The sequence below is a fragment of the Paenirhizobium cremeum genome (assembly GCF_047553425.1).
Taxonomy (GTDB): Bacteria; Pseudomonadota; Alphaproteobacteria; order Rhizobiales; family Rhizobiaceae; genus Allorhizobium; species Allorhizobium cremeum.
Map to the genome: position 1 here is coordinate 1,832,782 of NZ_CP180217.1, position 12,291 is coordinate 1,845,072.

13 protein-coding genes are annotated in these 12,291 nt (G+C 62.3%); 3 read left to right on the plus strand and 10 right to left on the minus strand.

Translation table 11 applies throughout. The features are described 5' to 3' along the window. Positions 1-141 precede the first annotated feature (141 nt). Entirely contained in the window at positions 142-957 is an 816-nt protein-coding gene (locus tag ACLBKR_RS09215) for a pseudouridine synthase (RefSeq protein WP_414901512.1), read from the plus strand. Between the two features lie 32 nt (positions 958-989). On the opposite strand, the gene ACLBKR_RS09220 is transcribed toward ACLBKR_RS09215, so the two are convergent. The 9 genes from ACLBKR_RS09220 to ACLBKR_RS09260 form a co-directional block, all read right to left on the minus strand. Further along, positions 990-1,619, minus strand: a complete 630-nt coding sequence (locus ACLBKR_RS09220) for a LysE family transporter (RefSeq protein WP_113340233.1) — start codon at positions 1,617-1,619, stop codon at positions 990-992. A gap of 1 nt (position 1,620) precedes the next feature. Further along, positions 1,621-2,070, minus strand: a complete 450-nt coding sequence (locus ACLBKR_RS09225) for an Lrp/AsnC family transcriptional regulator (protein ID WP_113340232.1) — start codon at positions 2,068-2,070, stop codon at positions 1,621-1,623. 158 nt (positions 2,071-2,228) lie between these two features. Beyond that, positions 2,229-2,618: a Fe-S cluster assembly scaffold SufA gene (gene sufA / locus ACLBKR_RS09230; RefSeq protein ID WP_112828223.1), complete on the minus strand. Its 390-nt coding sequence runs from the start codon at positions 2,616-2,618 to the stop codon at positions 2,229-2,231. A 70-nt stretch (positions 2,619-2,688) separates the two neighbouring features. After that, positions 2,689-3,069, minus strand: a complete 381-nt coding sequence (locus ACLBKR_RS09235) for an SUF system Fe-S cluster assembly protein (protein WP_113457176.1) — start codon at positions 3,067-3,069, stop codon at positions 2,689-2,691. A gap of 10 nt (positions 3,070-3,079) precedes the next feature. Continuing rightward, on the minus strand, positions 3,080-4,324 hold the full coding sequence (locus ACLBKR_RS09240; RefSeq protein ID WP_113457061.1) for a cysteine desulfurase: 1,245 nt from the start codon (positions 4,322-4,324) through the stop codon (positions 3,080-3,082). Beyond that, on the minus strand, positions 4,317-5,591 hold the full coding sequence (sufD, locus tag ACLBKR_RS09245) for a Fe-S cluster assembly protein SufD (protein ID WP_414901516.1): 1,275 nt from the start codon (positions 5,589-5,591) through the stop codon (positions 4,317-4,319). Before sufD ends, ACLBKR_RS09240 begins: the two co-directional genes overlap by 8 nt. 25 nt (positions 5,592-5,616) lie before the next feature. Beyond that, positions 5,617-6,372: a Fe-S cluster assembly ATPase SufC gene (sufC, locus tag ACLBKR_RS09250; RefSeq protein ID WP_113340292.1), complete on the minus strand. Its 756-nt coding sequence runs from the start codon at positions 6,370-6,372 to the stop codon at positions 5,617-5,619. A 74-nt stretch (positions 6,373-6,446) separates the two neighbouring features. Beyond that, positions 6,447-7,916 (minus strand): Fe-S cluster assembly protein SufB, encoded by a 1,470-nt coding sequence (sufB, locus tag ACLBKR_RS09255; protein WP_414901519.1) that lies wholly within the window; start codon positions 7,914-7,916, stop codon positions 6,447-6,449. A 160-nt stretch (positions 7,917-8,076) separates the two neighbouring features. Further along, complete coding sequence (locus ACLBKR_RS09260; protein ID WP_113437630.1) at positions 8,077-9,243, minus strand: cysteine desulfurase family protein; 1,167 nt, start codon at positions 9,241-9,243, stop codon at positions 8,077-8,079. Between the two features lie 214 nt (positions 9,244-9,457). Here ACLBKR_RS09260 and ACLBKR_RS09265 point away from each other — a divergent pair, with 214 nt between their 5' ends. Together ACLBKR_RS09265 and ACLBKR_RS09270 are read left to right on the plus strand one after the other, a co-directional pair. Beyond that, positions 9,458-10,135 carry an alpha/beta hydrolase gene (locus ACLBKR_RS09265; protein WP_113437665.1) on the plus strand — a complete coding sequence of 226 codons (678 nt, stop codon included), beginning with the start codon at positions 9,458-9,460 and terminating at the stop codon, positions 10,133-10,135. Between the two features lie 154 nt (positions 10,136-10,289). Then, positions 10,290-11,153 (plus strand): patatin-like phospholipase family protein, encoded by an 864-nt coding sequence (locus tag ACLBKR_RS09270; protein ID WP_113437629.1) that lies wholly within the window; start codon positions 10,290-10,292, stop codon positions 11,151-11,153. 6 nt (positions 11,154-11,159) lie between these two features. On the opposite strand, the gene ACLBKR_RS09275 is transcribed toward ACLBKR_RS09270, so the two are convergent. Further along, positions 11,160-12,284 (minus strand): anhydro-N-acetylmuramic acid kinase, encoded by a 1,125-nt coding sequence (locus tag ACLBKR_RS09275; RefSeq protein WP_113437628.1) that lies wholly within the window; start codon positions 12,282-12,284, stop codon positions 11,160-11,162. Between the last annotated feature and the right edge of the window lie 7 nt (positions 12,285-12,291).

Here is a 12,291-nt window from a genome sequence, read left to right on the forward strand (position 1 = left end):
TGAACGGCAGGCACGGTCTTATTGCAGACACTCCAAAGGCACGTTTCAGCAATTCCGGACCCAGGTCCGCCGCGCGCTTCTCTTGAACGTGCTCTAGAATGACAAGGGTCGGCGGGTCAACAGATCCTGTCAGGAGAACGCATGGCGCCACGGGAACGAAAAGACAGCCGCAACCGGCCGAAACCGGCCCCCGCCCGCAAGCCGGAGGTGTCTCAAGGCGGCAAGCGCGTCACCATAGCCCGCGCGCTCTCGAAACTCGGCCACTGTTCCCGCACCCAGGCCGAGGAGCTGGTGACCGCAGGGCGCGTGTCGCTGGCCGGACGCATTGTCAGGGACCTCCAGACCTGGGTCGATCTTTCGGACGCTGCGATTGCCGTGGATGGCAAACCCGTCATCGCGGAAGAGCGCGTCTACCTGATGCTGAACAAGCCGCGAGGCCTCGTCACCACCCGCCACGACCCGGAGGGCCGCCCGACGGTCTTCGATTGCCTGAAGGACCTCGACCACACCCACCTCTCTCCCGTCGGCCGGCTCGACAAGGCAAGCGAAGGACTGCTGCTCTTCACCAACGACACGGAATTCGCCCAAAGCCTGCTCGATCCCGAGACCCATGTGGCGAAGACCTACCACGTCCAGATCGACCGCATCGCCACCGACGAGATGCTTCAAGCCCTGACGACAGGCATCCGCCATGACGGCGAGTTTCTCCACGCTGAAAGCGTGGAGAAACTGCGCGAAGGCGATAAAAACTCATGGCTGGAGATCGTTCTCGACGAAGGCCGCAACCGCCAGATCCGCCGCATGCTCGAAGCCCTCGGCATCTCGACGCTGCGCCTCATCCGCGTCTCAATCGGCAACCTCCCCCTCGGCGACCTCGAAAAAGGCGCCGTGCGTTCGCTGACAGACAAGGAGGTCGAGGACTTGCGAAGCCTTGTTGCGGCCAGGGCTGCGAAGTAAGGATGCTTAGGGCAACCTCGCAATCGGCAGCCTCAAGCCACCAGTAGCGCCTTGACCCCCATGCCGAGAGCGAGGACGCCGAAGACCAGCAGCACCAAGCCGGAGGCGCGGGCGACCCAGTGGGAGAAGCTTTCCGGCAGACGGTGGTGGAGCAGCGATACCGTTCCGCACAGGAAGAACCACCAGAGCAGCGAGCCGGCAAAGACGCCGACCACGACAAAGGCGGCACTCGAGCCATCCACGGCACCCGCAATCCCAAGCCCCGCCAGGATTGCGGCAAAGGACAGGATGGTCGCGGGGTTTGCCATGGTCAGCAGGAAAGTGGCAATCGTGGTCGAGAACAGGTCACGCGCGCCGATGGTCGCGGCCACGGCAGCCGGGCGCGGCTGGAAGCTTTTCACCCCGAGCCACAGCATGAAGGCGCCACCGAAGAGTTGCAGCGGCACGGTGATGGCATCGAAGAACATCGTGAAGGCGGCAAAGCCGGCCGCCGCCATCAGCGCAAAGGTGCAATCGGCAAGCGCCGTGCCGAGGCCGCCGGCAATCCCCGCCCAGAAGCCGCGCTCCAGCGTCCGCGAGATGCAGAGCGTGCCGATCGGTCCAAGCGGGGCAGCAATGGCAAGACCGAGCAGGATGCCCTTGCCGAACAGGAAAAGGCTCATGTCAGTTCTCCGCTGAGGTAAAGGCGCGCTCGGTGGGCGTGGAAAGCGCGATCATGGTCTGGCTGCGGGCAAGGAAGCGCCGCGACTTGAGTTCGGAAAGAAAGGCCTCGACGCCGGCGAGATCCCGGACGCGGATCTTGACGAGGTAGGACCACTCCCCGGTGACATGGTGGCATTCCGCAACGGAGAGATGCCCTTGCGCAAAGGCCCTGAAGGCCTCCTCGCCGGTATCGTAATCGAGCGCGACGAGCAGGAAAGCGGTAACCGAAAGCCCAAGTGCTGCCGGATCGGCATCCACAGTGAAGCGCTTGATCGCCCCTTCGGCGACCAGACGGCGTATGCGGTCGTTGACAGCCGAAGGCGACAGCCCCACCCGCTCGCCGATATCGGCAAGCGAACGTCGGGCATCCTCGGCCAGCAATCCGGTGATTTTGCGGTCTATTGCATCCATGACAGGTACATATGCGGAATATCGGCCAACATCAATATATTTTGCGAAAAATGTTCGCGATAACCGCAAATACAGGGTAGCGGCGCAAGGTCTCCCGCAAAACATAAGGTCCGGCGTTTGTCGGACCTCAGCATGGAGATCGAGGTTCCGGGCGGCGGTCAGCGGGCCGCAACGGTTTCCTTCTGCCGGGCGAGTTCCGCAAGATCGGCGGCCTTGAGTTCGACCGATTCGCCGCAGCCGCAAGCCGAAGTCTGGTTGGGATTGTGAAAGGTGAAGCCCGAGCGCAGCTTGGTCGTCTCGAAATCCATCTCGGTCCCCAGCAGGTAAAGAACGGCGGCCGGATCGATCCAGACGCTTGCGCCGTCACGGCTGATAAGGTCGTCCTTCGGGTTGGGCTCGGTGACGAGGTCGATGGTGTATTCCATCCCCGCGCAGCCGCCCTTCTTGATGCCGACGCGGATTCCGCGCGCACCGGGACCGGAATTTTCGACGATAGCCCGAACGCGCGCCGCAGCCGCATCCGTCATGCTCATGACTTGAAAGCCCATGCTGTTCTCCTGTCGCAACCGGGTTCAAGGTCCGGTGCTTCGGTGAATGTAGTTGCCGTCTTGACGGCGATCAATACCAGCCGACGGCGACCTGTGCTTCTTCCGACATGCGGTCCGGCGTCCACGGCGGATCGAAGGTCATTTCCACCTCGACGCCCGATACGCCCTCAACCGCGCTGACGGCATTCTGCACCCAGCTCGGCATCTCGCCGGCAACCGGGCAGCCCGGTGCGGTCAGCGTCATGACAATCTTGACCATCCGGTCGTCATCGATATCGATCTTGTAGATCAGGCCGAGTTCGAAGATGTCGGCCGGAATTTCCGGGTCGTAGACTGTCTTCAGCGCAGCGATGATGTCGTCGGAAAGCCGCGCGACCTCCTCGGCGGGGATCGCCGTGTGCACGATGCCATCGCGGACATCCGACTTCTGTTCGGTTTCATTCATGCTCATCGTCTGATCCTCACGCGAAGAAGGTGCGGGCATGGTCCAGCGCATCGGCCAGCGCATCGACCTCTTCACGGGTGTTATATAGGGCAAAAGACGCCCGGCAAGTGGAGGTCACGCCGAAACGGGCAAGAAGCGGCTGGGCGCAGTGGGTTCCGGCCCGGACAGCCACGCCGCGCCGGTCGATCAGCATCGATACGTCATGCGCGTGGATGCCGGCAAGCTCGAAGGAGAAGATCGAACCCTTGCTCGGCGCATTGCCGATGATCCTCAGCGAATTGATCGCCGAAAGGCGCTCATGCGCATAGGCGCGCAGGCTCTCCTCATGGGCAGCGATCGCCTCGCGGCCAAGGCTTTCCATGTAATCGAGCGCATAGCCGAGCCCGATCGCCTGGACGATCGGCGGCGTGCCGGCCTCGAAACGGTGCGGTGGGTCGTTGTAGGTGACGTTGTCTTCCGTCACCTCGACGATCATCTCGCCCCCGCCCATGAAGGGCCGCATTTCCTTCAGCCGCTCCATCTTGCCGTAGAGCACGCCGATACCGGAGGGGCCGTAGAGCTTGTGGCCGGTCACGGCATACCAGTCGCAGTCGATGTCCTGCACGTCGACCGGCATGTGCACGGCGCCCTGGCTGCCATCGACCAGCACCGGAATACCGCGCGCGTGGGCGATCCGGCAGACGTCCTTGACCGGAACCACCGTGCCGAGCGCATTCGACATATGGGTGATCGCGACAAGCTTGGTGCGCTCGGTCAGGCAGTTCTCGAAGGCCTCGAGATCGAAAGAGCCGTCTTCGTGGACCGGCGCCCAGACGAGTTTCGCGCCCTGACGTTCGCGGATGAAATGCCACGGAACGATATTGGAATGATGCTCCATGATCGAGAGGACGATCTCGTCGCCCTCGCCGATATGGGTCATGCCCCATCCGTAGGCAACCGTGTTGATCGCCTCGGTCGAGGACTTGGTGAAGACAAGTTCGTCCACGGAACCGGCATTGAGGAAGCGCCGCACCTTTTCGCGCGCCGCTTCATAGGCATCGGTTGCCGCATTCGAGAGGAAATGCAGGCCGCGATGCACATTGGCGTATTCGTGAGAATAGGCATGCGCCACCGCGTCGATCACCAGCTTCGGCTTCTGCGCCGAGGCGGCATTGTCGAGATAAACCAGAGGCTTGCCGTAGACCTCGCGGGAAAGGATCGGGAAATCCTCCCTGACCTTCTGGACGTCGTAGCCGGACTTCGTGGAGGAGAGATCAGCCATGACGTTCCAGCCAGTCGGAAATGATCCCTTCCAGCGCCTCCACCAGAGCCTCGTCTTCCAGTTCCTCGACCACTTCGGCCACGAAGGCGTTGACCAGCAGCGCCCGCGCCTTCTTCTGCGGAATACCGCGCGCCATCAGGTAATAGAGATGGGTATGGTCGATGTCGGCGACCGTCGCACCATGGGCGCACTGCACGTCGTCGGCGAAGATCTCGAGTTCCGGCTTCACCGAAAACTCGCCGTCATCCGAAAGCAGCAACGTATTGCAGGCCATGCGCGCATCGGTCTTCTGGGCGTCGGGCGCAACCCGGATCTGCCCCTGGAAGACGCCACGCGCCCGGTCGAACACCACGTTGCGGATGACCTCGGTCGAGGTGGTGTTGGGCAGGTCGTGGCCGAGCGTCATCGTCACGTCGGTATGGCTTTCGCCGCCGAGCAGATTGACGCCGCGAAGGGTGAAATCCGATCCCTCGCCTGCGGTCCGGACATGGATTTCCTGACGCACCAGCTTGCCGCCGGCATTGATGACGAAGAGCTTGAACTTGGCATCCGCGCCGAGTTCAACCTTGATCTGGGCAAGATGGGTATCGGCAAGTCCCTGCGTCTGCACGATGATCCAGACGACCTCGGCGCCATCCTCGATCTTCACGTCGCTGACGGAAGAAACGAGCGCGGCCTCTTCACCGGCATTGAGGTGGCGTTCGATCACCACGGCCTTGCTGGCCCGGCCGAAACGGGCGGGAAAGCGCACATGCACCTGGCCCGCTCCATGGATGGCCTGCAATTCGATCGGAGCCTCGGGTGTGGCGTCGGCAGCGATCGTCAATTCGAAGCCGTCTTTCACGAAGCTGCCGTTCAGCCGGCCGACTGCGTCATCGGACCCGGTGGCCGTCAGCCGGGCAGCGGCGGTGCCGTTGGCGAGCGCATCGCGATAGGCGGTGGCGGTCACGCCCTCCGGCAGGGTGACGTCATCCGCCCTGCCCTGGGCAACGCCAAGAAGGGTCGAACCTTCCACGATCGGCACGACCGCCTTGGCGAGCGCCGAGGGATCGATCGCAGGCACGGCACGCAGCAGCGCCTTGAGATCGGTATAATGCCAGGCCTCGACGCGGCGCGTCGGCAGGCCGGCGCGCTTCAGTTCGTCGAACAGCCTGTCACGGGCGGCAAGCACCGCGCCATCGCCGGGCAATGCGCCGATTTCCGCGCCATAGGCTTCGATCAGTTGGCTTTCCGCCGCCGTCAGCCTGTTTGCAGCTTGCAATGTCATGATCTGCACTCCTTGCCGCAATGGATCAGGCGGCGGCCCCGATGATATCGGCATAGCCATTGGCCTCGAGTTCCAGCGCAAGATCCTTGTCGCCGGTCTTGATGATCTGCCCCTTGTAGAGAACATGAACCGTATCCGGCACGATGTAGTCGAGCAGGCGCTGGTAGTGGGTGATGACGATGACCGCGCGATCCGGCGACTTCAGCGCGTTGACGCCGTCGGCGACGATCTTCAGCGCATCGATGTCGAGACCGCTGTCGGTTTCGTCGAGAATGCAGAGATTGGGCTCCAGAAGCGCCATCTGCAGAATTTCCGCACGCTTCTTCTCGCCGCCGGAGAAGCCGACGTTGAGCGGGCGCTTCAGCATGTCGGGATTGATCTTCAGCTCGGCGGAAGCTTCCTTCACCCGGCGCATGAATTCCGGCGTGGTCAGTTCGTCTTCGCCGCGCGCCTTGCGCTGCTCGTTCATCGCCACCTTGAGGAACTGCATGGTGGCGACGCCCGGAATTTCCACCGGATACTGGAAGGCAAGGAAGATGCCCTTGGCCGCGCGCTCTGCCGGGTCGAGGTCCAGAATGCTCTCGCCATTGTAGAGGATCTCGCCCTCGGTGACCTCGTAGTCCTCGCGGCCGGACAGAATGTAGGACAGCGTCGACTTGCCGGAGCCGTTCGGGCCCATGATAGCAGCGACTTCGCCAGCCTTTACGGTCAGGTTCAGGCCGCGAATGATCTCGGTGCCGTCTTCGGCGATGCGGGCGTGCAGGTTCTTGATTTCAAGCATGGTCATATCCTTCCGGACGAATAGGGTAATGCGCTTCGAGGCGCAGGAAATCGGTTACCGGGATGGTCGGCCGTTTAGCCGACCGATCCTTCAAGGCTGATGCCGATCAGCTTCTGCGCTTCGACGGCGAATTCCATCGGCAGTTCCTGAATGACTTCGCGGACGAAGCCGTTGACGATGAGCGCAATGGCCGCTTCTTCCGGGATGCCGCGCTGCAGGCAATAGAACAGCTGGTCTTCCGAGATCTTCGAGGTCGTCGCCTCGTGCTCGAACTGGGCCGTGGCGTTCTTCGCCTCGATGTAAGGCACGGTATGCGCCCCGCACTTGTCGCCGATCAGAAGGCTGTCGCACTGGGTAAAGTTGCGGGCGTTCTCGGCCTTGCGATGCGCCGAAACCTGACCGCGATAGGTGTTGTTCGAGAAGCCGGCGGAAATGCCCTTGGAGATGATGCGGCTCGACGTGTTCTTGCCGAGATGGATCATCTTGGTGCCGCTGTCGACCTGCTGGTGGCCGTTCGAAACCGCGATGGAGTAGAACTCGCCGCGCGAACCGTCGCCGCGCAGGATGCAGGACGGATATTTCCAGGTGATCGCCGAACCGGTCTCGACCTGCGTCCAGGAGATCTTGGAATTCCTGCCACGGCAATCGCCACGCTTGGTGACGAAGTTGTAGATGCCGCCCTTGCCGTCCTTGTCGCCCGGATACCAGTTCTGGACGGTGGAATACTTGATTTCGGCATCGTCGAGCGCCACGAGCTCGACGACAGCCGCGTGCAGCTGGTTTTCATCGCGCTGCGGCGCGGTGCAACCTTCGAGATAGGAGACGTATGCTCCTTCCTCGGCGATAATCAACGTGCGTTCGAACTGGCCGGTATTCTTCTCGTTGATGCGGAAATAGGTCGATAGCTCCATCGGGCAACGAACGCCCTTCGGAACGAAGACGAACGAACCATCGGTGAACACGGCCGAATTCAGCGTTGCATAATAATTGTCGGTGACCGGAACGACGGAGCCGAGATACTTCTGCACGAGGTCTGGATATTCGCGGATCGCTTCGGAAATCGACATGAAGATCACGCCGGCCTTCTTCAGCTCTTCCTTGAAGGTGGTGACGACAGAAACGGAATCGAAAACCGCATCGACCGCGATCTTCGACTTCTCGACGCCTGCCAGAATTTCCTGTTCCTTGAGCGGAATCCCGAGCTTTTCATAGACCTTCAGAAGCTCCGGATCGACCTCGTCGATGGACTTCGGCCCCTCCGCGGTCTTGGGCGCCGCATAGTAGTAGATGTCGTTGAAGTCGATCTTCGGATAGTTGACGCGCGCCCAGGTCGGCTCTTCCATGGTGAGCCAACGCTTGTAGGCATCGAGCCGCCACTGCAGCATCCAGTCCGGTTCATGTTTTTTCGCGGAAATGAAGCGGATGATGTCTTCCGACAGGCCCTTGGGGGCCTTGTCGACCTCGATCATCGTCTCAAAACCGTACTTGTACTGGTCGACATCGATCTGGCGGACCCGATCGATCGTTTCCTGCACGGCAGCCATTTGCGTTCTCCAATCTTGCCGGGTCCAAGGTCCGGCAGCTTGTCAACGTGTGAAGCGGAAACCCGCTCTTATGTAATCGCCAGAGGCGAATTTTCACCCCTTGTGGCAAGGATAAAATTGCATTTTGCCAATTTTATCCAAGTCTTCCTCGTTCAGGCCCTCACGCGGCCTGACCGGCCAATTTCCGTCGCGCCGCGACCCGCGCGAAGATCCCGATGGCGAGATCGATTTCCTCGCCGGTCGTCGAGTGCCCGAGAGACATGCGCAGGCCTCCCGTCTTCGCATCCTCGCCCATCGCGGTCAGCACATGGCTCGCCCCGACCTTGCCGGAGGAACAGGCCGCGCCCGCCGAAAGGGAAAGCCCTTCCAGATCGAAGGCGATCTGACCGGTCTCCGCCTTCAACCCCGGCAGGGTGAAGAAACTCGTATTCGCCACGCGGGCCACGCCACCGCCATGGATCACCACGTCCGGCGCGGCGTCCCGCATGCCCTTTTCCAGCCGGTCGCGCAAGGCGCCGATTGCCGCATTGCGTGCATCGAGGCCACGGGCCATGAAGGCCGCCGCCGCGCCGAAACCGGCGATCGCCGCGACATTCTCCGTGCCGGCGCGATGACCCTTTTCCTGCCCACCGCCACGAATGAGCGGCGCGGGCATCAGCGTCTCGCCGCGACTGACAAGTGCTGCCGCACCCTTCGGACCAGCGATCTTGTGGGCAGAAAGGATCAGGAAATCGGCGCCGAGCCGTTCCATATCGAGCGGCAAGCGGCCGGCAGCCTGTACGGCATCGACGACGAGGAGGCCGCCGTGTGACCGCACGATCTTGGCTGCGTCCTCCACCGGCTGCACGATGCCGGTCTCGTTGTTGACCATCATGATCGCCACCAGCGCGAAGCCGTCTTCCGCTCGATGAGCCGAAAGCAGGCGTTCAAGCGCTTCGAGATCGACCACCCCGCTTCGCAGGACGGGGATTTCGGTGATGCGGTCTGCCGGAAAACGCCCGCCTTCGCGGATCGCCGGATGCTCGATCGCGGACACATAGAGACGGCTAACGGAAAGCGGAGCCCGGCCCATGCGGAAGTCGGGGGTCAGCACCAGATTGGCGGCCTCGGTCGCGCTTGCGGTAAAGATCACCGAAGCGGGATTGGCGCCGACCAGCATCGCGACCTGCCGCCTCGCGGCTTCGACAACGGCGCGCGCCGCGCGCCCCTCGGCATGGACGGAGGATGGGTTGCCGGGAAGCGCAAGCGCATCGACCATGGCAAGACGCGCGGGCTCGCAAAGCGGCGCCGTGGCGTTCCAGTCGAGATAGATGCGTTGCCTGCTCATGGGCTCCTGCCTGACGCTCCTCATTCACAACCGGCGCATTTTCCTTGAAATTTCCGCCGGGCTTGTCCTATGACACGATCCAACATGGATGGACAGCCATTCCAGTTTTGAACTGTTCTAAACTGAGTTTTAGAAAAGCTGACTGACTTCGTCAAGTCATCTCTCTGAAACGATGGACCGTGAACCGATTTTTTTCACAGGGACCGGAGTCTCAATGCCTGAAGTGATATTCAATGGCCCGGCGGGCCGCCTCGAGGGACGCTACCAGCCATCCAAGGAAAAGAGCGCGCCGATCGCCATCATCCTGCATCCGCATCCGCAGTTCGGCGGAACGATGAACAACCCGATCGTCTATCAGTTGTTCTACATGTTCCAGAAGCGCGGCTTCACCACGCTGCGCTTCAATTTCCGTGGCATCGGCCGCAGCCAGGGTGAGTTCGACCATGGCGCAGGCGAGCTTTCGGATGCGGCTTCCGCACTCGACTGGGTGCAGAGCCTGCATCCCGACTCGAAGAGCTGCTGGGTAGCCGGTTACTCCTTCGGTGCCTGGATCGGCATGCAGCTGCTGATGCGCCGGCCGGAAATCGAAGGCTTCATGTCGATTGCTCCGCAGCCGAACATCTACGACTTCTCCTTCCTTGCACCCTGCCCTTCGTCCGGCCTCATCATCCATGGCGATGCCGACAAGGTCGCGCCTGAAAAGGACGTCCAGGGCCTCGTCGACAAGCTGAAGACCCAGAAGGGCATCCTGATCACCCACAAGACGATCCCGGGCGCCAACCACTTCTTCAACGGCCAGGTGGAAACCCTGATGTCTGAATGCGAGGACTATCTCGACCGCCGCCTCGACGGCGATCTGGTTCCGGAACCGGCTGCCAAGCGTATCCGCTGATAGCCAGAACAACTCGTTCAAGGGCGTCGACCGAAAGGCCGGCGCCTTTTTCTTTGCGGCGTCATTCCGCCGGCGTTGACAAGGGTGCCCGAGATAGTTCTCAATTGAACAATTGAGACGTCGTCCTTTTCAGCCAATCGATGATACGACAGCAATGACCGGAAGCCTTTCCTTCGATGCCATCGGGTTTGCCGGAGGCGGCAACCGCTGCTACTGGCAAAGCGGTTTCTTCGAGGCGTTAAACGCGCGCCACCCTCAGCGGCCGAACTACTACGTCGCCGTTTCGGCCGGGGCCTATCACTGTGCGATGAACCTTGCCGGCGTCGGCGAACGGGTGCGCGCCGCAGCCTTTGCCTTTGCCGAGCGAAAAATGCCGGATATCGACTGGTCGGCCCTTCGCCGTCGCCGGTCGCCTCTGGTGGTCGGCGCTCTCTTCCGCGATTTCCTGGCGGAGCAGTTCGGCAGGGCGGAGCTGGCGGCCCTGCATGACGCCCCGCCCATCCTGATCCAGCTTTCCGCCCCGCCGGCATGGATGCCCGGAGGCGTGGCTGCGCTGGGCTCGATCACCGCCTACCAGATCGAGAAGCGCCTCACCGGCGGCGCCCATTCGAAGGCCGGTTCCTATCTCGGGCTGAAACCCGCATGGATCTCGACGCACGAGATCGACAGCCCGGCCATGCTTGTCGATGCGCTCATGGCGACGTCCTCGGTGCCGCCCTTCATGCCGGTCGGACGCATTGCCGGGAGAGCCCATCTCGACGGCGGACTGGTCGACAATCCTCCACTTCGCAGACTGATGGAAACGGAAAAGAGCGGCGGCAGGACCCTCCTGCTCACCACCCGCTACGGCAAACTGCCACCCTCGGCGCCGGAACGGATCGTAGTCGGACCGAGCGAGGATATCCCGGTCGACAAGTTCACCGTCGGCGACGCGGCCGGGCTGCGCCACGCCTACGAGGTCGGGCGGCGGGACGGGGCTGCCTTCGCTGAAAAGCTACCGGAACTGCTTGCCGCCTGAAACTTCCTACCCCTGGGTCCGGGCCAGAATGCCACCGCTCACCGGCTTGCGCACTCCAGTCGTTCCGGGAAAGGTCAGCGGTAATCCCTTCAACGAACGTACCGCGAGATAGGCCCATGCCTCAGCCTCCATCGCGTCCCCGTCGAAGCCGGCATCCTCGGCGGAGAGCACGACCGACCCATGACGCGCCGCGAGGTCCCTCAGGTCTGCCATGATGATGCGGTTATGCCGTCCGCCGCCGCAAATGACGAAAGTCCCCGGCATTTCAGGGAGATGGCCGGAGGATTTCAGGATCGCGGCGGCCGTCAGGTAGGCGAGCGTTCGTGCACCATCGGAAAGTTCGGCCTCGCCGCCCTCCGGCGGCAGGAAGTCGTTGCGATCGAGCGAGCGGCGCTTTTCCGCGGTGAAGAACGGACTATCGAGGTAACGCTCGACAAGAGACGCGACCACCCGTCCCTCCGAGGCGATCATCCCGCCCTGATCGTAGGGAACGCCGGCATGGGTCTCCACCCATTGGTCGATCAGCGTATTGCCCGGCCCGCTGTCGAAGGCGACGATCTCGCCGTCGTGCCCGAGAAAGGTCAGGTTGGATATGCCGCCGATATTGACGAAACAGACCGGCCACGCCGCTCCCTTCAGTCCTTGCGCCAGCGCCGCGTGATAGGCGGGAACCAGCGGCGCCCCCTGTCCCCCATGAACCATGTCGTTGGCGCGCATGTCGTAGATCACGTCGATGCCGGTCCTGGCCGCCAGCATCGGGCCGTCGCCGATCTGCACCGTCAATGCGTCGTCAGGCCGGTGCAGTACCGTCTGGCCGTGGAAACCCAGAATATCGATATCGGCGGCGTTCAATCCGTTCAAAGCCAGAAAGCGCTCGACCGCATCCCCATGCCGGAGCGTCAGCTCCCTTTCGAGATCGGCAAGGATGCCGGACCGCTCCGTGCGGGCGCAGATTGTCTTTGCATCCTCCAGCCCCCGTTTCAGGCGATCGCGGAAAGCGGGATCGTAGGGCACGGCGAGGAAGGGACCGCGTTCGACCACGTTTTGACCATCCGTCGCCAGCATGGCGACGTCGATCCCGTCCATCGACGTTCCGCTCATCAGGCCGATCGCCCGCACCAGTTCGCTCACACTGCAC